General features: G+C 61.2%; 19 protein-coding genes and 1 pseudogene. 11 read left to right on the top strand and 9 right to left on the bottom strand.

The window, feature by feature from the left end; all coding sequences use genetic code 11:
- Positions 1-97: 97 nt before the first annotated feature.
- The 3 genes from V6607_RS19685 to V6607_RS19675 are packed head-to-tail and all read right to left on the bottom strand — an operon-like array spanning position 98 to position 3161.
- Positions 98-1195, bottom strand: a complete 1098-nt coding sequence (locus V6607_RS19685; RefSeq protein ID WP_008435876.1) for a DNA alkylation repair protein — start codon at positions 1193-1195, stop codon at positions 98-100.
- 50 nt (positions 1196-1245) lie between these two features.
- Positions 1246-2592, bottom strand: a complete 1347-nt coding sequence (locus tag V6607_RS19680) for a glutamine synthetase family protein (protein ID WP_087694088.1) — start codon at positions 2590-2592, stop codon at positions 1246-1248.
- A gap of 11 nt (positions 2593-2603) precedes the next feature.
- Complete coding sequence (locus tag V6607_RS19675; RefSeq protein WP_003211595.1) at positions 2604-3161, bottom strand: XRE family transcriptional regulator; 558 nt, start codon at positions 3159-3161, stop codon at positions 2604-2606.
- 33 nt (positions 3162-3194) lie between these two features.
- Here V6607_RS19675 and V6607_RS19670 point away from each other — a divergent pair, with 33 nt between their 5' ends.
- Positions 3195-3611, top strand: coding sequence for a DUF4440 domain-containing protein (locus tag V6607_RS19670; RefSeq protein WP_256662362.1), 417 nt, complete (start codon positions 3195-3197; stop codon positions 3609-3611).
- Positions 3612-3622: 11 nt separating this feature from the next.
- Here V6607_RS19670 and V6607_RS19665 read toward each other — a convergent pair whose 3' ends face one another.
- The gene (locus tag V6607_RS19665) at positions 3623-3973 is read right to left on the bottom strand and encodes a LemA family protein (RefSeq protein ID WP_003211591.1); all 351 of its coding nucleotides are present in this window, start codon (positions 3971-3973) and stop codon (positions 3623-3625) included.
- 160 nt (positions 3974-4133) lie between these two features.
- On the opposite strand from V6607_RS19665, the gene V6607_RS19660 reads away from it, so the two are divergent.
- Together V6607_RS19660 and V6607_RS19655 are read left to right on the top strand one after the other, a co-directional pair.
- The gene (locus V6607_RS19660; RefSeq protein WP_003211589.1) at positions 4134-4442 is read left to right on the top strand and encodes an RcnB family protein; all 309 of its coding nucleotides are present in this window, start codon (positions 4134-4136) and stop codon (positions 4440-4442) included.
- Positions 4443-4597: 155 nt separating this feature from the next.
- Positions 4598-5791: an MFS transporter gene (locus V6607_RS19655; protein ID WP_134326885.1), complete on the top strand. Its 1194-nt coding sequence runs from the start codon at positions 4598-4600 to the stop codon at positions 5789-5791.
- A 90-nt stretch (positions 5792-5881) separates the two neighbouring features.
- On the opposite strand, the gene V6607_RS19650 is transcribed toward V6607_RS19655, so the two are convergent.
- The 3 genes from V6607_RS19650 to V6607_RS19640 form a co-directional block, all read right to left on the bottom strand.
- Positions 5882-6151 carry a DUF1652 domain-containing protein gene (locus V6607_RS19650; protein ID WP_003211585.1) on the bottom strand — a complete coding sequence of 90 codons (270 nt, stop codon included), beginning with the start codon at positions 6149-6151 and terminating at the stop codon, positions 5882-5884.
- An 11-nt stretch (positions 6152-6162) separates the two neighbouring features.
- Complete coding sequence (locus V6607_RS19645) at positions 6163-6414, bottom strand: CsbD family protein (RefSeq protein ID WP_003211583.1); 252 nt, start codon at positions 6412-6414, stop codon at positions 6163-6165.
- 132 nt (positions 6415-6546) lie between these two features.
- Positions 6547-8043: a helix-turn-helix transcriptional regulator gene (locus V6607_RS19640; RefSeq protein ID WP_102604865.1), complete on the bottom strand. Its 1497-nt coding sequence runs from the start codon at positions 8041-8043 to the stop codon at positions 6547-6549.
- Positions 8044-8218: 175 nt separating this feature from the next.
- On the opposite strand from V6607_RS19640, the pseudogene V6607_RS19635 reads away from it, so the two are divergent.
- The 8 genes and pseudogenes from V6607_RS19635 (at position 8219) to V6607_RS19600 (ending at position 15149) form a co-directional block, all read left to right on the top strand.
- Positions 8219-9187, top strand: a pseudogene (locus tag V6607_RS19635) (hypothetical protein).
- Between the two features lie 193 nt (positions 9188-9380).
- On the top strand, positions 9381-10184 hold the full coding sequence (locus tag V6607_RS19630) for an AraC family transcriptional regulator (RefSeq protein WP_003211578.1): 804 nt from the start codon (positions 9381-9383) through the stop codon (positions 10182-10184).
- Positions 10185-10317: 133 nt separating this feature from the next.
- Entirely contained in the window at positions 10318-11136 is an 819-nt protein-coding gene (locus V6607_RS19625; RefSeq protein ID WP_134326883.1) for an ABC transporter ATP-binding protein, read from the top strand.
- Positions 11133-11897 (top strand): ABC transporter permease, encoded by a 765-nt coding sequence (locus V6607_RS19620; RefSeq protein WP_008435867.1) that lies wholly within the window; start codon positions 11133-11135, stop codon positions 11895-11897. Before V6607_RS19625 ends, V6607_RS19620 begins: the two co-directional genes overlap by 4 nt.
- A 25-nt stretch (positions 11898-11922) precedes the next feature.
- On the top strand, positions 11923-12963 hold the full coding sequence (locus V6607_RS19615; protein ID WP_102369372.1) for an ABC transporter substrate-binding protein: 1041 nt from the start codon (positions 11923-11925) through the stop codon (positions 12961-12963).
- Entirely contained in the window at positions 12960-13844 is an 885-nt protein-coding gene (locus tag V6607_RS19610) for a PhzF family phenazine biosynthesis isomerase (protein WP_003211571.1), read from the top strand. The genes V6607_RS19615 and V6607_RS19610 overlap by 4 nt, the downstream gene beginning before the upstream one ends.
- A complete protein-coding gene (locus tag V6607_RS19605; protein ID WP_102604868.1) occupies positions 13841-14296 on the top strand; it encodes a RidA family protein in 456 nt (151 codons plus the stop codon). The genes V6607_RS19610 and V6607_RS19605 overlap by 4 nt, the downstream gene beginning before the upstream one ends.
- Positions 14297-14528: 232 nt before the next feature.
- Positions 14529-15149 (top strand): hypothetical protein, encoded by a 621-nt coding sequence (locus tag V6607_RS19600; RefSeq protein ID WP_023658938.1) that lies wholly within the window; start codon positions 14529-14531, stop codon positions 15147-15149.
- Between the two features lie 39 nt (positions 15150-15188).
- Here V6607_RS19600 and V6607_RS19595 read toward each other — a convergent pair whose 3' ends face one another.
- Both V6607_RS19595 and V6607_RS19590 read right to left on the bottom strand, forming a co-directional pair.
- Positions 15189-16352, bottom strand: a complete 1164-nt coding sequence (locus tag V6607_RS19595; protein WP_166742172.1) for a hypothetical protein — start codon at positions 16350-16352, stop codon at positions 15189-15191.
- Positions 16353-16366: 14 nt separating this feature from the next.
- The gene (locus V6607_RS19590) at positions 16367-17254 is read right to left on the bottom strand and encodes a nitrilase family protein (protein ID WP_032899456.1); all 888 of its coding nucleotides are present in this window, start codon (positions 17252-17254) and stop codon (positions 16367-16369) included.
- Positions 17255-17282: the final 28 nt, after the last annotated feature.

The following is a 17282-nucleotide window of genomic DNA, read 5'->3' as shown; positions in this document are numbered from 1 at the left end:
CCGGATGATAATGGATCGCAACACGAATGCCTAGCATTGTCCGACAATTAATTACGCTGTAAGGCCCGATCTAGAGCCTTCGTTAATGTTTTAAGGATTATTTTGCGAGTTCAAACTCGACGCTTCCCAGCCGCTCACCGTTCACCAGCACGTGAACCGCATGCTTGCCGGGATAGTGCTTGCGCGTGGTCAATTCACGGATATGTTGGCCACGGCTGATGGCGTGATGTTCTCCGGCACCCAGGGTAAATGCCTTGAGCTTGAACACCTTGGACGCGCTGTGACCGGCGCTTTTCACATAGTCGATGGCGTAGTCGACCACCAGCTTTTGCGACGAATCGGCAGTGGACTCCAGGCTGAAGGACAGGTTGATCCGCTCCCCCAATTTGATCGCCGCCGGCTCGACCTTGAGTTGATGGATCTTCACTTCGGCCCTGGCCCCGGCGCCCATGATCGTCAGCGCCCGGGTGTTGCCTTGCTTGATCAGGCTGCGCAGCGCGTGGCGGGCGATCCACGCGGTGTGGGGGTTATCCAGGGACCAGCCTTCGATCAGGCCCAGCACCCAATCCGGATGGTCCTTGGTGATGTCGTTGAGGTGGTTGGCCACCGACTTGCGCACGTAGAGGCTGCTGTCGGCCTTGAGATTGTCGAGGATCGAAGCGCACAGGTTCGGATCGGCCTGCACCTCGGCCAGGCGAAACGACCATGGCAGCCGTGGCCGTGAACCTTCGCTGGCGAGGCGTCGTACGTGTTCGTTGTCGTCCAGCGACCACTGTTGCATCACCGCCAGGGTGCGCTTGAAATCCTTCAGCAGAAAATGCCGCACGGCAAACTCGGCGGAGCCGAAGGTGGTGAAGTACTTGAGGGCAGCCATGGAGCGCTTGAAATCATCGCCGCCGTAGCTGGCAACGTAGTGGGGCAGGAACAGGCTGACAAAGGCGCTGTTCAGCCGAGGGGCCAGGGCATACAGCAACTTCAGGGTTTGCGGATAATCCAGCGGGATCACAGCGTTGAGGCTTTCACTGACCCGCGCCATGCGCTGCATCACCGACAGGTCTGCCAACCCGGCCTTGGCGTGTTTGAGAAAACCCTTGGCGTCGAACGCCGGGTACACCGCGGTCATTTCGCTGGCGATGTGTTGCAGGCGTTCGGCGTTGAAGATTTCCTTCAGGGCCGGGGCGCTTTGGTCGGTCATGGGCAAGTCCGCGGTTAGCCAGAGATGCCCACGAGGCTAACCATCAGTGCCTAGAGATACCAGCGATATTCCCGCGCATGAATTTCCTGCTGGAATGCCAGGTGGTCCTGGCGTTTGTTTTCGCAATACACGTCGACAAACTCCGCGCCTAGGCCTTCGCGCAACGTCGGCTGATGCTGCATGGCGCGCACCGCCTCCAGCATTTCCACGGGGAAGTCCGCGCCGCTGTTGCGGTCTTCGTTCAGCGGGGCGATGGGCTCCTTCGCTGCTTCAAGACCATGCTCAAGCCCCACCAGAATCGCCGCCAATACCAGATACGGGTTGGCATCGGCACTTGCCAGGCGATGTTCGATGCGCAGGTTGCGCGGGTCGGATTCAGGGATTCGCACGCACGCGTCACGGTCTTCAAAGCCCCAGCACGCGCGGGTTGCCGCGTTGACCGTGCCACCAAGGCGGCGGAAGGCGTTGTGGTTGGGCGAGAAGATCGGCATGCAGTGCGGCAGCAGTTCCAGGCAACCCGCCACCGCGTGGCGCAACGGTTGCTGTTGGTGGGCCGCCAGCAGGTTATTGCCCGCCGCATCGTACAGGCTGACGTGCACATGCATGCCGCTGCCGGGGTGTTGCAGGTAAGGCTTGGCCATGAAGCTGGCGCGATAGCCGTGCTTGAGGGCCACGCCACGGGTGCTGCGGCAGAACAGGGCGGCCCAGTCGGCGGCGCGCAGGCCGTCTTCCAGGTGGCCGAAATTGATTTCGAACTGGCCGGGGCCGAGTTCGGCGGTGATCACCGTGATGTCGATGCCCTGGGCCTTGGCCGTCTCGACCATATCGTCCAACACCGGCGCAAAGCGTGACAGGCGCTCGATGTGCAAGTTGGGCTGGTCGTCCGCGTCATCACTCAGCGGGTCGCGGGCAAATTGCGGCAGGCCGTCGCTGAGCTTTTTGTCGAACAGGTAGAACTCCAGCTCGAACGCGACCACCGGGTGAATGCCTTTGCGCTGCAGGCGTTCCAGCACCTTGGCCAGTACTTCCCGGGGTTCGAATTCGATGGGCGCTTCGGTGCCGTCGGAGGTAATCAACATCTGCCCCAGCGGCTGCGCCTCCCAGCTCACCGGCTTGAGGGTGCCGGGCACCAGGCGGCGGTTGGCGTCCGGGTCGCCGTCGTGGAAGCAATAGTCGCCGATCTTGAACAGGCCGCCCTGGGCACCTAGCAGCACCGCGTTCTGCGGCAGTTTCAACGGGCTGCCGGCGGCGACCTTTTCCAGCATCTCCACCGGGTAGCGCTTGCCGTAGAAATGCCCGGGAATGTCCAGGGCAATCAGGTCGACGTAGCGCACATCGGGATGGTTCTGGCGAAAGGTCCGGACTTCGGCCAAAAGCGTGGAAGCATGGCTTTTCACGGGTGTTGCTCCTAGTTGTAGACCCACAGCACGCGGGCTGGCAGGTCGGTCAGGTTGCCGTAGCGGCAGTGGGCAAAACTGGCCAGGTGGAAGCTGTCGCCGGGGCCCAGGGTGACCGAGTCCGGCTCGCCCTCGACCCACAGCGTCAACTCGCCCTCCAGCACGTAACCGGCCTGTTCGGCACGGTCGCTCATGGTTTGTTCGCCGCTGTTGGCACCGGGGGCCAGCAGGCTGTCGAGGATCGAGAACGCGCCGTGCATGCTCGGCGACACCAGGATGTCGGTGATGCCATTGGCGTAATACACCGTGCGCCGTTCGTTGGGGCGGGTGACCCAGTCCACCGCCTTGGGTTTGGACAGGCTGTAGAAATAGGTGGTGGGCACACCGAGCGCGTGGCTGATGGCTGTGAGGTCGGCCACGGTCGGGCGCGACAGGCCGCGTTCAACCTGGGACAGGAAACCCACGGAACGCTCGATCTTTTGCGCCAGTTGCGCCAGGGTGAGCTTCTTGTGCTTGCGCAGGTCGTGGATCAGGATCGCCAGGGCGTCGAGTTCTTCTTGCTTGTCCATGGGCGCTTCGTGAAATTCTTATCAGGAAATTTCATGAAAAATTACAAGATTAATTTCACGAGGGCAATGGGTATGGAGTTGGCAGAGCATTTACGCCGCCTGGAACAGGAGCTGCACCAATGCACCACCCGTGCAGATGCGGCGCGGTTGTCGGTGCTGCTGGCGGATGATTTCGTCGAATTTGGTGCCAGTGGCAATGTGTGGGGCAGCAAGGCCGAGGTGATCGAAGGGCTGCAGGATGAGGTGTTTTCAGTCCGTAGCATCAGTGACTTTGCAATGAAGGTGCTGGCCGAAGGCGTGGCGTTGGTGACGTATCGCTGCCAGCGCGCGGCGACGGATGCAAATGCGGCGGGGGAGTCGTTGCGCAGTTCGGTGTGGCGCGAAAGCGGCGGGCAGTGGCAGATGGTGTTTCATCAGGGCACGCCGACACGTCAGCGTGCACCTGTGTAAGCGCCGGCAGGTCAGACCGTACGCTTGGCCTCGAACCCCGACAGGCTGACATCATCACGATGCCCGAGCAGCTCGGCCACCACCGAGGTCGGCGACTTGTGCTTGTAGGTGTTGTAGTTGTTGACCGAGTCGTGGAAGAGCTGGCGGGTGAACGCGACACGGCTTTCCAGGCTGGCGATTTCTGCGCTGGGTGACGAGGCATTTTGCGCCGCCGCCAATTGTTGTTCGGCCTCCTTGAATTGGCCGAAGGCTTTTTTGCAGCGATCGAGCAGGGCCACCAGTTCCCTGTAGGTGCCGAACACGTAGAGCGCGAGCAAGGTGACAACGGTCACGAAAATGATGATGACGTGGGTACCAGTCATTGGAATTCCTGAGCGGCTGGAAAAAGGAACCAATCTTATCTGATTAATCGCCGGCCCGGTCGCTGGCCGCCCATCCATCTGCCGCTTCCATCACGGCGCTGAATGATTCCACGCCGCTGCGGTCGGAATCTTTACGCGTCATTCATTGAAGGAAGTGCCCATGAAGTCCAAATCCCTTGTTGCCTGCCTGCTGGTTGCCGCGAGCCTCTCTGCCGCGAGTCTCACCGTCCAGGCCGCAGATACCCCGCAAAAAACCGTGCAGCCTTCGAATATCAATACCCGCGACCTCAAGACGGGAGACCGTGCGCCAGACATTCTGATGCGTAAGGAGTCGGCCATTGCCGACTGGAAGAAACGTGGCCTGAAGCAGCCGGAAGAAGACAGCCAGTGGGCCCGTGTAAACGACAAGTACGTGTTGCTCAAAACCACCAACGGTACGATTCTCGACATCACCCCCGTTAAAAAATAAAGCGTTCGGCGGGATGGGTGATCACGCTTCATCCCGCTGGATTTGATTTTTGCATAAATGCATAAATCAGCATTTATTTCGTCTCATCTTGCGTTAAGGTACATCCGCTTGCGGGCTGCAATGGCCCCATTACCTTGACCAGAAATGAGAGCAGGATGCTTGCCACAATAAGAAATTACCCGCGTACCGTGAACCTGTTGTTGTCGGCCACGCTGATCCTCACCCTGGCCAAGGCCATCACCTTTCCGTACCTGGTGATCTACCTCACCAACCACTTTGCCCTCGACATCAGCCAGGTCGGCCTGGTGATCGGCAGCTCGCTGATCGTCGGCTCGCTGCTGAGTGTCTACGGCGGTTTCCTGGTAGACCGCATCGACAGCTATAGGCTATTGCTCAGCTTGAGTGTGGTGTTTGCCCTGGGGTTTATCGGCACGGTGCTGGCCCGGGAAATCTGGTCGTTCTACAGCTGCCTGATCCTGATCAACCTGGCGTACGCGGTGATCGACATCGCGATCAAGTCCGGGTTTGCCAGCCTGTTGCCGGAAGATGAGCGCAGCGAAGCGTTTTCCATCAAGTACACCCTGACCAATATCGGCTATGCCGTAGGGCCGTTTTTTGGCGCGATGGTGGCCAAGCTCGATATCAGCTTGCCGTTTATCCTGTCGGCGGTCCTGGGCTTCGGTTTTTTCCTGCTGTACTGGCGTTGGGGCGACCGCACGCTGGCCACGGTAGACACCACGCAAAAGCCGGTGTCGTTCCTCGCGGTGGGGCGTGTATTGCTGCGGGATCACCGACTGGTGTGCTTCACCGTCGGCGGCCTGCTCAGTGCCGTGGTGTTCGGCCAGTTCACCGCGTACCTGTCGCAGTACCTGGTGACCACCACTACCGCCGAATACACCTACACCATCATCAGCGCGGTACTCACCACCAACGCGATGTTGGTGATTGCCCTGCAATACGCGATTGGCCGGCGCATTTCCCACCGCTACCTGAGCCAGTGGCTGATCTTCGGCCTGGGCATGTTCATGCTGGGGGTGATTGGCTTTGCCCTGGCGAGCAACGTGTGGTGGTGGATCCTGGCGATGGCGATTTTCACCGTGGGCGAAATCGTGGTGTTTCCGGCCGAGTACATGTTCATCGACCGCATCGCCCCGGACAACCTGCGGGGCATGTACTACGGGGCGCAAAACCTCTCCAACCTCGGTGCTGCCCTGGGGCCAGTGCTGTGCGGGCTGGTGCTGGCCAACCTGCCGGCCCACTACATGTTCTACATGTTGGCAGCGTTCATTGTCGGGGGAGGGGTGTTCTATTTTATCGGGGCGTCGTTGAAAGCCCGCGACCTACTGTAGGAGCACGCTTGCTCGCGAAGGTCGTCAACGATAACGCGCCACGCCTGAATGAACGCGGTGCCCGGGCGTTTTTCGCGAGCAAGCCCGCTCCTACAAAGGGCGCAGCGGCAGGTCATCCAGCCTGAGTTTACCGACGGTGTTGCTCTGCAATTCGTACCGCAACTCGTCGACCATCTTTTCCACTTCCTGCGGGGTCTGCAGCTTGTTGACGCTGATCCCGGTGACCACCAAATCCACCCGGCCGCTTTCGGCGTCGAAGACCTTGAGCGTCAACGACGCGTCACGGCACAGGGTGAATTCGCAGGTCAGGGGCGACAGGGCCTCTTCGATGCAGTTGCGCAGTTGGGAGAGCGTAAACATCAGGGTTCTCCTCAGCGACGACGCAGCAACAGGCCCAGCAGCAGGCCGACACCGGCGACGATCGCAACCGTTGCCAGGGGTTTTTGCTTGGCGAAATCGCCGACGGTGTCCAGCGCGTCACCGTAGGTTTGCTGCAACTGGCCAGCGGCCTGGCGAGCGACACCCTCGGCCTGGAGACGTTCGTCACCGGTCAGATCACCCAGAAAACCTTGAGCCTTGCCGGCCACTTTTTCGACGGCGCCTTTGACTTGTTCGCTTTTCATGATGGATTCCTTAAAGGGCATGACATCTCAACGGCACAGGACCCGAAGCCCTGTGCCCACCCTTCAAGGTTAAGCAGTGCACCCCCGCGCAATAAGGCGAATTTGCACCGGTCGCACTAGTGCATTTGCACTCTATTTCGGCTTTTTAACCCGCAACTCACCGGCAAACAGCCCGCGCTCACGGGCCCACACGATGGCTGCACTACGGCTATGCACCCCCAGTTTGGAGTACACCGTGGCCACATGGTTACGCACGGTGTTGGGTGCCAGTTTCAGGCGCGAAGCGATTTCCTTGTCGGCCAGGCCTTCGCAAATCAACCCCAGTACGTCGCGCTCGCGGGCGGTCAGGTCGGTAAAGGAAATGTTCGGTACATTGGGGCTGTTGACGCTCTTGGCGTTGGCCAGTTTTTCAATCAGCGTCTGGCTGAACCATGAGGCGTCCTGCATCACTTCCTCGATCGCGGCCACCAGTTCCAGCTCGGAGCGCTTGCGTTCGGTGATGTTCATCAGCACCAGCAGGTAGCAGGGCACATCCTGGATACTGACGGTGTCGGCAGACAGCACACAGTCGATCAGCTCATTGCCTTTCTTGCGGATCTTCAGGTCGAGGCCGTCGAGGTTGCCGGCTTTTTGCAGGGTGGTGAACAGTTGCGTGCAGGCCTGGGGGCTGTCGATAAAGTCGATGTCTTCGATGGATTTGCCGATCAGTTCTTCACTGGTATAGCCGGTGATGGTCATGAAGGCTTCGTTGATATCCACCACCTGGCGGTTGGCGGCGTTGCACACCAGGGTCGGCACCGGCGTCAGGCGGAACGACTTGGCGAAGCGTTCCTCACTCTGACGCAGGGCGGTTTCGGCCTTGCGGCGAGGCTCCAGGTCGGTGAAGGAAAACAGCATGCAGTCTTCCTCATTCATGTCCAGCGGCTGGCCGGCCACGATCACCAGTTTGCTGCCGCCTTCGGGCAGTTTCAGTTCGGCTTGCATCTGTGGAATGGTCGCGCCTTCGCCCAGGCGCTTGACGGCCAGGTCCTTGTTTTCGGCCTGTTCCAGCACGTCCAGTTCATACACCGAGTGGCCGATCACCTGGTCGCGGTTGTAGCCGGTCATCTCCAGGAAGCCCTGGTTGACCTTGATGTAGCGCAGGTCGCTCAGGCGGCAAATCACCGCCGGCGCCGGGTTGGCATTGAAGGTCTTTTCGAAGCGCTGTTCGGCGCTGGCCCATTCGGTGGCGTCGCTCAGGATCAACACCAGCAATTCCGGCTCGCCCGACGCGTCGTCGAGCACCAGGCTGCGCAGGCGATGCACCCAGACTTTTTCCTCGTCGCCGGTGGGGGTGACTTCCACCACCACATCGCTGAACTCTTCACCGTCTGCCACCCGGCTCAGAGGATAATTCTCCAGCACCAACGGGTGGTTGTTGCGATACCGCAAGGCAAAGCGCGCGGCGTATTCCTTGGTGTTGGCACCCAGGTCTTCGACTTTATCCACGCCATGCATCAGCAGCGCGGCTTCATTGGCCCAGAGTATGGTCTGGTCGGCCTCGGCGAGGATCACCCCATCGGACAAGCCGGAGATGATCTGCTGCAGTTGGCGGCGGTTGGTTTCTTTGGCGAGGACGGCCTGGCTCATGGTTTCTCCTGGGGTAAGTCGCATGGGAAGTACGACACCTGAGGCTCAGGATAGTGCAGAGAAAGTGCCCGGCGCGGGGTGCGAATGCACCAGTGCGCCTAGTGCAATTGTGTCGAGACCGCAGGGCAGGTGCCTCGCCAAACTGGCCACCTACCCACTGTTCAAAGGATTTAACATGACCACTGTCTATGAAACCAACCGTTCGCTGTTTCGTGTGTCCTGGGGCTCGGTATTGGCCGGTAGTGCAATTGCCCTGGTGACCTATCTGGTATTGAGCGTACTTGGCACCGCGATTGGCGCCAGCGCGGTAGACCCGATGGCCGCGGGTAACCCGCTGAGCGGTTTCGGCACCGGTGCCGGGATCTGGCTGTTTGTCTCGACGCTGCTGGCAATCGGTGCCGGTGCATTCGTGGCCGGGCGCACCGCGCCGGATCGCGGCGGCCTGCACGGCGTGCTGAGCTGGACCATCACCACCTTGCTCACCACCTGGCTGCTGGCCGCGCTGGCCACCAGCGTTGTGGGAGCGGCGGGCAATGTCGTCGGCAAGGGCCTGTCGGCTGCCGGCAGCGGGATCGCCGCCGTGGCGCCGGGTATCAGCGACAGCGTCAAGCAGCAACTGAATGAGCAGGGCATCAAGCTGGACTGGAACAGCCTGCAAGGTCAGCTCGACACACTGCTCAAGCAGAGCGGCAAACCTGAACTGGCCCCGGCCAACGTTGAGCAAAAAGCCGATCAGGCGGCTGCGGACGGCAAGCAGTCGGCCAACGATGCCGCGACCAACCCAGCCCAGGCTGGTGATGAATTGAAGCAGTGGTTCGAGCGGGTCAAGGCTTCCGGTGAGCCGGCGTTGAACGCGGCGGACAAGCAGGCACTGGTCAACATTGTTGCGGCCCGTACCGGCAAGAGCCAGGCTTAGGCCACCCAGATTGTCGACAACTACGCCCAGGCCTACCAGCAGGCCGTGCAGAAGGTTGACGAACTGAAGCAACAGGCTGAACAGAAAGCCCGTGAAGCCGGTGAAGTCGCGGCCAAGCAACTGTCCCGTGCTGCGTGGAGCACCTTGTTGATGTTGCTGCTGGGCGCAGCGTTGAGCTTCGGTGTGGGTCGCCTGGCGATTTCCACCCGTCGTGTACCGTTGGCCTGATCATGACCTGAGGTGATCTATGTGGCGAGGGAGCTTGCTCCCGCTGGGCTGCGAAGCGGCCCCAAAAAGAGGGGCGCGCTACGCACTGGAGCGCCAGCCCGGTCCAGCGGGAGCAAGCTCCCTCGCCACAATGCTTCGCTGGCACCAAACATGCTAGTGTCAGCACTCCAACATCCACTGGCAGTGCCTGGCGATGCGCGACATCTACAGCGTCTTCAACTCCAACGGCGCCTATGAAACCGGGGCCCATGCCCACGACGAATTCATGCTGATGGTGCCCGAACACGGCCTGTTGCGTTTCAAGGATGAAGAAAGCGGGCGCACCACCTCGGTGATCGACCGCCAGTTCGTACTGGTGCCGCCGCAATCCAGCCATTCCTCCTCGTCACTCACCGCCAGCCAGGGCCACGTAGCGTTCTACGTCGACCCCGACTACATGCACTACGCCTTGCGTGACCTGTCCGGTGATGCCAACCGCTTGCTGCGCGTGCCCACCCTGGGCATCTGGCAAACCTCCGCGCCGTTGCACCATCTGCTCCTGGCAAAAAAAGCCTTCAGCCAACCCGACCTGTACATCGACCGCCGCCGCCAGGTGGCCCAGGCCGATCACTTGCTGCTGCTCGAATGCCTGGCGATTTCCCTCAGCCAGCCGAGCCTGCAACGCTCATCTACCGAGCGCCACGGCGCCATGCTGGTGCGTGACGTCAAGGCGTACGTGGAAGGCAACCTCGAACATGCGCCGGGGCTGGATGAAATCGCCGAGACGTTTCACATGTCGCGCCGCCATCTGACCCGGCTGTTCGCGCTGCACACCGGCGAGACGGTGCTGGCGTACGTCCAGCGCCTGCGCCTGGAGCGCGCGCAGACGTTGTTGCGGCACACCCGCATGTCGGTGCTGGAGATCGCCAATAACGTCGGCTATGAGTCACCGTCACACCTGGCCCATGTGTTTCGCCGGGTGCTGGGCGTGTCGCCGGATGAGTGGCGCCGCGGCTGATACCGCCTCAACTTTTTTGATGTCCCGATCCCGCGCATGATCCGGCCCGATCCCGTGCGCCGCAAATCCGTCATCCGTTCATCCTCACCCCGTCAACAACAAACAAGTCCGGCCTACCGGACGAGGAGGGGCGGTGAGTGCAAAACCCTTTATCAGCTTCGCAGGGGTGCAAAAAAGCTTCAAAGTCGAGGGCCGCCAGTTTGTGGCCGTACGCAACGTATCGCTTGAAGTTCAGCGGGGCGAAATCATCACCCTGGTCGGCCCTTCGGGGTGCGGCAAGTCCACCTTGCTCAACATGACCGCCGGGCTCTTCGGCCCCACGGAGGGCCAGGTGCATTACGACGGCGCCGAGGTCAAGGGCGTCAACACCCGTGTCGGCTACATGACCCAGGCCGACCACTTGCTGCCGTGGCGCACCGTGGCCGGCAACATCGCCGTGCCGCTGCAAATCCGCCGCATGCCCAAGGCCCGGATCGACAGTCGCGTCGAGGAGCTGATGGCGCTGGTGGGCCTTACCGGTTTTGGCGAAAGCTACCCCAACCAGCTTTCCGGCGGCATGCGCAAACGCGCGGCCATGGCGCGCTTGATGGCCAGCGACCCGGAAACCCTGCTGATGGACGAACCCTTCGGCGCCCTTGATGCGCAGATGCGCCTGACCCTGCAGACCGAACTCTTGCGCCTGTGCCGCAAGCTCAACAAGACCGTGCTGTTCGTCACCCACGATGTCGATGAAGCCATCGCGCTGGCGGACCGCTGCGTGGTGTTCGCCGGTCGCCCGGGCACCATCGACCATGTGCTCGATATTCCCCTGGGCGGTGAACGCAACCTGGTGCAATTGCGCTCCGACCCACGCTACGTGGAACTCTGCACCGCCCTCTGGAAACGCCTGGCGCCCGACGTCGCCGGTGCTGCCGATCCCGCCTCATTGGCTCACTCGCTGGAGGTCGTATGATCCAGGTCTATCGCTTGCTGTTCCTGATTTTCCTGCTGGTGTTCTGGGAGTGTGTGTCCCGCTGGTTCGGCGTGGAATTTTTCATCAGCCGGCCTTCGGCGGTGGCGCAAAGCCTGTGGAAAATCCTCATGAACGGGGTGTTCTTCTACCACGCCGGCATCACCACCCTGGAAGCCGTGCTGGGCTTCTTCTTCGGCTCCCTCGCAGGCTTGATCGCCGGTTTGGTGCTGGGCCGCGCCAAGCTGCTGGCGGATATTCTCGACCCGTTCCTGACCGCCTTCTACAGCTTGCCGAAAGTCGCGCTGGCGCCACTGTTCATCCTCTGGTTCGGCATCGGCTTGCCGATGAAAGTCATCCTGACCGCGGCCGTGGTGTTCTTCCTGGTGTTCCTCAACACCTACAGCGGCGTGCGCAACGTGTCCCGCGAGCAACTGACCATCCTGCGCCTGATGGGCGCCAAGGAGCGCGACCTGCTGACCATGGTGGTCATCCCGTCCGCTTTCACCTGGGTATTCACCGGCCTGCGCCTGTCGGTGCCCTATGCGCTGATCGGCGCGCTGGTGGGCGAGATCATCGCCGCCAACCGGGGCCTGGGCTACCTGCTCTCGGATGCAGCCTCGCAGTTCGATACCGCCGGTGTATTTGCCGCACTGGTGGGCATCATCGCCCTCGCGCTGATCCTGAACACGGCGGTGAAGCTGGCCGAACGCAAGTTGATGCCGTGGAAGGCCAACGAAGCGGAACGTGAAGTTGCGGTTTAACCCCTTATTTTTGCGGAGCTTGATCATGTTCAAACCACTGTTCATCGCCAGCGTTTTACTCGCTTCCTGCCTGCCCGCCGCGCAGGCCCGGGACCTGACCAAAGTCACCCTGGCGTTCCCCAGCGAAGGCTTCCTCTATGTGCCGATCTACGTCGCGCAGAAGCAAGGCTACTTCGCCGATGAAGGCCTGAATGTGGACGTCATCGTATTCCAGAAAGGTGGCTCGGCAGCACTCACCGCCGTGCTGGGGCGTGATGCGGATGCGTACGTCGGCCTGCCCGCCGTCGCGGTGCGCGCCCGCACCAAAGGCCAGAATGTCCAGGCGTTCGCCGCCGTGCAAACCCAGTTCGGCAGCACCGTGGTGATCGACGGTGCCTCGGCGCAAAAGGCCGGCGTGTCGGCCACCTCATCCCTGGCCGCCCGTGCCCAGGCCCTCAAGGGCTTGAAGATCGGCGTCACCGGCCCTGGCAGCACCACCGACATGCTGGTGCGCTACCTGGCCAAGGATGCGGGGCTCAACCCGGACAAAGACTTCACCATCATGCCCATCGGCGGCGCGCCAAACATGCTCGCAGCGTTTTCCCAGGGCAGCATCAACGGCTTCTCGCTGTCGCCACCCACCATCACCACCGCCGAGAAGCAAGGCGGCTTTGTGTTGATGGACCTGGCCAAGGGCGAATACAAACCCCTGGACGGCTTCCTCTTCACTGCGATGATTGCCCGTGAAGACTGGCTGGCCAGCAACAAGGTCACGGCCGAAAAAATGGTCCGCGCCCTGTGGCGTGCCGAACACCTGATTGCCAGCGACCCGGACAAGGCCCGCGAGTCGGTGCGTCCGTATTTCGCCCACACCGACGCCGCCATCTTCAATGCTGCCTGGACCGCTTCGCTGCCGTCCTACCCGGCCACGCCGCGCATCGAGAAAGACGGCGTTGAGAAAAACATCCGCTTCATGAACGCTGTGGAGAGCGACCCGGTCGAACTCGACCCGCAGCAGGTCTACACCAACTCCATCGTCGACGCCGTTGCGCCGACTGTTTCCACCCTTCAGGGAGAGGCGAAATGACGCCCGAGGTTCACCTGGTCAATGTTTTTCCCGCCACCGCCCGTGGCGGCAACCCCGCGCCAACCGTGGCCGTCGCCGATGGCATGAGCGATGCCGACATGCAGCAAGTCGCCCGCGACTATGGCCATGAGTGCGGCTTCGTGTTCGCCGCACCGGTTGGCAGCGAGTTCGATTTTGCCTTGCGCTTCTGGGTGCCCAACCACGAGATGGAAATGTGCGGCCACGCCACCGTGGGAGCGGTGTGGCTGCTGGATCGGTTGGGCATGCTGCACAAGGACCGCCTGACGTTATCGACCCTGAGCGGTCCGGTGGATGCGCGGATCACCGCTGCGGGCACCCCGGATATCCAGGTGGAAATCAGCCAGCCCAAGGGCCAGGTCGAGGCGTTGAACGATGCCGAAGTCGAGGCCGAGATTCTGTCGGTGCTCGGCATCACTTCCAACGAACTGGCACCGCTGCCGATCCAGAACGCTTGCACCAGCCGGGTGAAAACCCTGATCGCGCTGAAAAGCGTGGCGGTACTGGATAGCCTGAAACCGGATTACCGGCGGATGCAGCAACTGTGCGAGCGCATCGGCTCCACCGGTTTGTACCCCTATGCGCCATCGGATCTGGACGGGCGACAATTTGATGCGCGGCAGTTTCCCAAGTCCTCGGGTTACCCGGAAGACGCCGCCACCGGCATCGCGGCTGCCGCGTTGGCGTTTGGCTTGTTGGAGAATGGCCTGGTGACGGCAGATGATCGCCCGGTGCACATCCGCCAGGGCCGGGCCATGGGCCGACCTTCGCAAATCTCCCTGCGGTTTCGCCGGGATGCAGCGGGGCAGGTGCAAGGTTGCTGGCTGGGTGGGCATGTGGAATTTGTCGAGGAACCGGCATGAGCGTGCGCGAAAAACTGCAAGCCCTCGGGCTGGAATTACCCGAAGCGCCGAGCCCCAAGGGGGACTACGTGCCGGTGACGATTCATGGAGGCGTGGCGTATGTCAGCGGGCAGGTTTGTCGGCAGGGTGACAGCGTGATTACCGGGCCGGTGACGGACCAGACCTCTACGGAGTTGGTCAACGAAGCAGGGCAGACCTGTGTGCTGCGGGCCTTGAGCGTGCTGGACCAGGCGGTAGGGCTGGAGAACGTCGAGCGCATCCTGTTCGTTCGCGGGTTTGTGTTTGGCGGGGAAGGTTTCCAGGGCTTCTCCAAGGTGGTCGACGGCGCGTCGCAACTGTTGATTGAGCTGTTTGGCGAGCACGGCCGGCATGCGCGTTCGGCGGTGGGCGTGGCGGGATTACCCAGCAACGGCCTGCTGGAACTGGAACTGACGGCGGTCGTCACTGCCTGAGCCACCCACCAAAATGTGGCGAGGGAGCTTGCTCCCGCTGGGCTGCGCAGCAGCCCCAAAACCGATGATCGCAGTGCCTCGGGCATACCGCGTCAACCGGTTCGGGAGCGCTTCGCGCTCCAGCGGGAGCAAGCTCCCTCGCCACAGGATTCGTGTTGCTTTCACCTCTGCAGGAACCCCGGCGAACGAGTAAACTGCCCGCCTTTTATTCTCACGACGAGACGGTGAGCTTTTGAACGCAGGAAAAACCGCAGGGCTGTTGCTGCTCACCGCCTTATTGGCGGGATGCGGCACCTCGCCACCCCGCACCCCCAACGACATCTGCGGCATCTTCCGCGAAAAAGACGATTGGTACGACGCCGCCAAGGTGACCCAGGCGCGCTGGGGCGTGCCGATCCAGGTGCCGTTCGCGATCATGTATCAGGAATCGGGCTTCCGGCAGGACGCCAAGACCCCACGCAAGTACCTGCTGTGGATCATCCCCTGGGGTCGTGTGTCTACGGCCTCCGGCTACGCCCAGGCCAAGGACGAAGTGTGGAGCGACTACCAGAAAAGCACCGGACGCTACGGCGCCAGCCGGCAGGACTTTGACGACGCCATCGACTTTGTCGGCTGGTACATGGACAAGACCTACACCATTAACGGCGTATACAAATACGATGCCTACGGCCAGTACCTGAATTACCACGAAGGCTGGGGCGGTTACCGGCAGCGTACCTACGCGAGCAAAGCCTGGCTGATGCCGGTGGCAGGCAAGGTTCAGGCGCGTTCGCAGATGTATGCGGCGCAATATGCGGGCTGCAAGAATGATCTGGGGCGTGGGTTCTGGAGCCGGTTCTGGCATTGGCTTTAAGTGCTCGGGCAGTCCTTTGCCCGGCGTAGGAGAGCGGAGCTAAACGGCTAACCATCCCACCAATGGCACTACCGCCAACGTGCTCAGCGCCATTGAGATTACGTTGCCGATATAAGGATGAAAGTGCGGTGGTAACCGTCCTGCAATCGCGCAGGCCAGTGGCGGCGCCATCAGCGCGCCGAGCAACGCACTGGACCCCATCACCATCCAGCTGCCGCCATGGGTCAATACGGCTGCCGGGACTACCGATACCAGCGGGACATACGTGGGATACCAGCCTCGTTTTATCCACTGATGTCGCCAGATCACCACGCCCAGCGCTGATGTCAGCGCTTGCGCGCCGATCAGGTGCAGTATCAGGCCGGATCCATAGGCCGGGCTCATCGGGTTCAGCGCGTAAGCCAGTAACACACCCGCCAGCAAGCCAAGGCTGGCCAGCTCATTGCCGAAGAACGGCGCTTCGGAAAAGTCAGCCAATACCCTCCGCACGCTCCACACCACACCATAAGTCGGTGGCTTCAGCGGGGCGGGCCTTTGCGGCGCTGTGTAATCGCTTCGTACCAGGACCGGCACGTGACGGCACAATACAAAGGCAATCACACTGCCAACCGCCATCCCAAGCACATTTCCGATCACCACCGGCAAGCCCAGTGGTATGCAGACGTAATTAACGATCAACAAACACATCGGCGTGACCAGTAAACCTCCCAGTACGGCGCCGTTGAGCGTCACTTTCCAGCCACCTCCGAACATCAGCACCATTGCCGCCGGCAGTGAAACAAACGCTGCAAACGTCGGTTGCCAAGTGTCAGCGGTCACCGTCCAGCCCCATAACGCGTTGCTTAGCAGCAAGCCGAGTAAGGAGCTGGTTATCAGCCACGGCCACAGCCCTGTGCCGTACGAGATAGCAAAGCCCTGCCAGGACTTGCCCGTGCGGCTGGCCCACCACGCCAGATACGCACCGCCCAGCAGGCCCAGTGACGCCAGTTCGTGTTTGTAGAACGCGACCTCGCTGATATCCCCCAACACCCAGCGCAGCCACGCACTGGGATGTGGAAGGCTGGTCACCATATCGGCATATCCCGGCCAAGGGTAAATAAGGGCTATCCATAGGATCAGCAAAGCACTGGCAAGACCCAGAACTATGACGGTGTTATCGGCCCGGGAGCGCCCTGCACGCGGCTTTTCAAAGAGGCTTTCCATGATGCACCCTCCGATCAGCGTGGCAGGGCAGGGTGCTGGGTGTACCCGAGCATCTGGTCGTAAAGATCAGCACGCCGGTCCCGCTGCAAGTCGTTAAGACTGTTCCAGATAGGCGCGCTGCGGGCACTGGTGAGATCGACATCGGCGAACAGGATCTCCTGCCGATTCGCCGACGCCACGGTACCGATGGGCCATCCATTGGTACCGGCAATCAGCGAACATCCCAGGTAACGCGCATCGCGCTCCTCGCCGATACGACTGGCGGCAGCGATAAACACGTTATTGACGTGGGCGGCGGTCATCGTGAGATACGACGCCATGCACTTCCCCGCGTCGTCGAACAACGGCGGCGGGGTCCACACCCAGTTGTTGAGGCTGCAAATAATATCGGCGCCTTGCTGGCTGAGGATGCGTGGCACCTCGGGAAACCAAATGTCCCAGCAGATCAACAGGCCAATACGGCCTATGGGTGTTTCGAAAACGGGGAATCCTGTATCGCCGGGAGTGAACCAGAGCTTCTCCAGATTCCACAGATGGGCCTTGCGGTACTTGCCAATAAAGCCATCCGGCCCCAGCAATACAGCCGTATTGAACAGCTGCATAGCGGAAATTTCGCTGAGGCCTGCCACCAGGTACACCTGATGTTTACAGGCAAAATCTGTCCAGGCCTGCACACTTGGCCCACCCGGAATGGCCTCGGCATGATCAAACGCGTCCTGACGGCTGGAGAAGAAATAGCCACAGTTAGAGAGCTCTGGCAGCACGATCAGATTGGCACCGCCGCTCACTGCTTCCGTCGCCAGCTCAAGGCTATGACGCAGGTTGCGCTCCCGGTTTTCCATTCCGACCTGGGGATCAAACTGTACGACAGCTATGCGAACAGGACTTGTTGGATCGCTCATTGCGGGTGACCTCTTATTTTTATTCAGC

The organism is Pseudomonas sp. KK18, assembly GCF_037094675.1.
Lineage (GTDB): Bacteria > Pseudomonadota > Gammaproteobacteria > Pseudomonadales > Pseudomonadaceae > Aquipseudomonas.
Note: the sequence above shows the minus strand (reverse complement) of the source record. Positions and strands in the feature narration are given on the sequence as shown.

Coding starts and splice junctions, on each gene's coding strand:
- V6607_RS19590 (WP_032899456.1), bottom strand. CDS start 17,254: ATGAGCGATCCAACAAGTCCTGTTCGCATAGCTGTCGTACAGTTTGAT.
- V6607_RS19660 (WP_003211589.1), top strand. CDS start 4,134: ATGAAGTCCAAATCCCTTGTTGCCTGCCTGCTGGTTGCCGCGAGCCTC.
- V6607_RS19640 (WP_102604865.1), bottom strand. CDS start 8,043: ATGAGCCAGGCCGTCCTCGCCAAAGAAACCAACCGCCGCCAACTGCAG.
- V6607_RS19630 (WP_003211578.1), top strand. CDS start 9,381: ATGCGCGACATCTACAGCGTCTTCAACTCCAACGGCGCCTATGAAACC.
- V6607_RS19675 (WP_003211595.1), bottom strand. CDS start 3,161: ATGGACAAGCAAGAAGAACTCGACGCCCTGGCGATCCTGATCCACGAC.
- V6607_RS19685 (WP_008435876.1), bottom strand. CDS start 1,195: ATGACCGACCAAAGCGCCCCGGCCCTGAAGGAAATCTTCAACGCCGAA.
- V6607_RS19605 (WP_102604868.1), top strand. CDS start 13,841: ATGAGCGTGCGCGAAAAACTGCAAGCCCTCGGGCTGGAATTACCCGAA.
- V6607_RS19610 (WP_003211571.1), top strand. CDS start 12,960: ATGACGCCCGAGGTTCACCTGGTCAATGTTTTTCCCGCCACCGCCCGT.
- V6607_RS19665 (WP_003211591.1), bottom strand. CDS start 3,973: ATGACTGGTACCCACGTCATCATCATTTTCGTGACCGTTGTCACCTTG.
- V6607_RS19655 (WP_134326885.1), top strand. CDS start 4,598: ATGCTTGCCACAATAAGAAATTACCCGCGTACCGTGAACCTGTTGTTG.
- V6607_RS19645 (WP_003211583.1), bottom strand. CDS start 6,414: ATGAAAAGCGAACAAGTCAAAGGCGCCGTCGAAAAAGTGGCCGGCAAG.
- V6607_RS19615 (WP_102369372.1), top strand. CDS start 11,923: ATGTTCAAACCACTGTTCATCGCCAGCGTTTTACTCGCTTCCTGCCTG.
- V6607_RS19650 (WP_003211585.1), bottom strand. CDS start 6,151: ATGTTTACGCTCTCCCAACTGCGCAACTGCATCGAAGAGGCCCTGTCG.
- V6607_RS19620 (WP_008435867.1), top strand. CDS start 11,133: ATGATCCAGGTCTATCGCTTGCTGTTCCTGATTTTCCTGCTGGTGTTC.
- V6607_RS19595 (WP_166742172.1), bottom strand. CDS start 16,352: ATGGAAAGCCTCTTTGAAAAGCCGCGTGCAGGGCGCTCCCGGGCCGAT.
- V6607_RS19670 (WP_256662362.1), top strand. CDS start 3,195: ATGAAAAATTACAAGATTAATTTCACGAGGGCAATGGGTATGGAGTTG.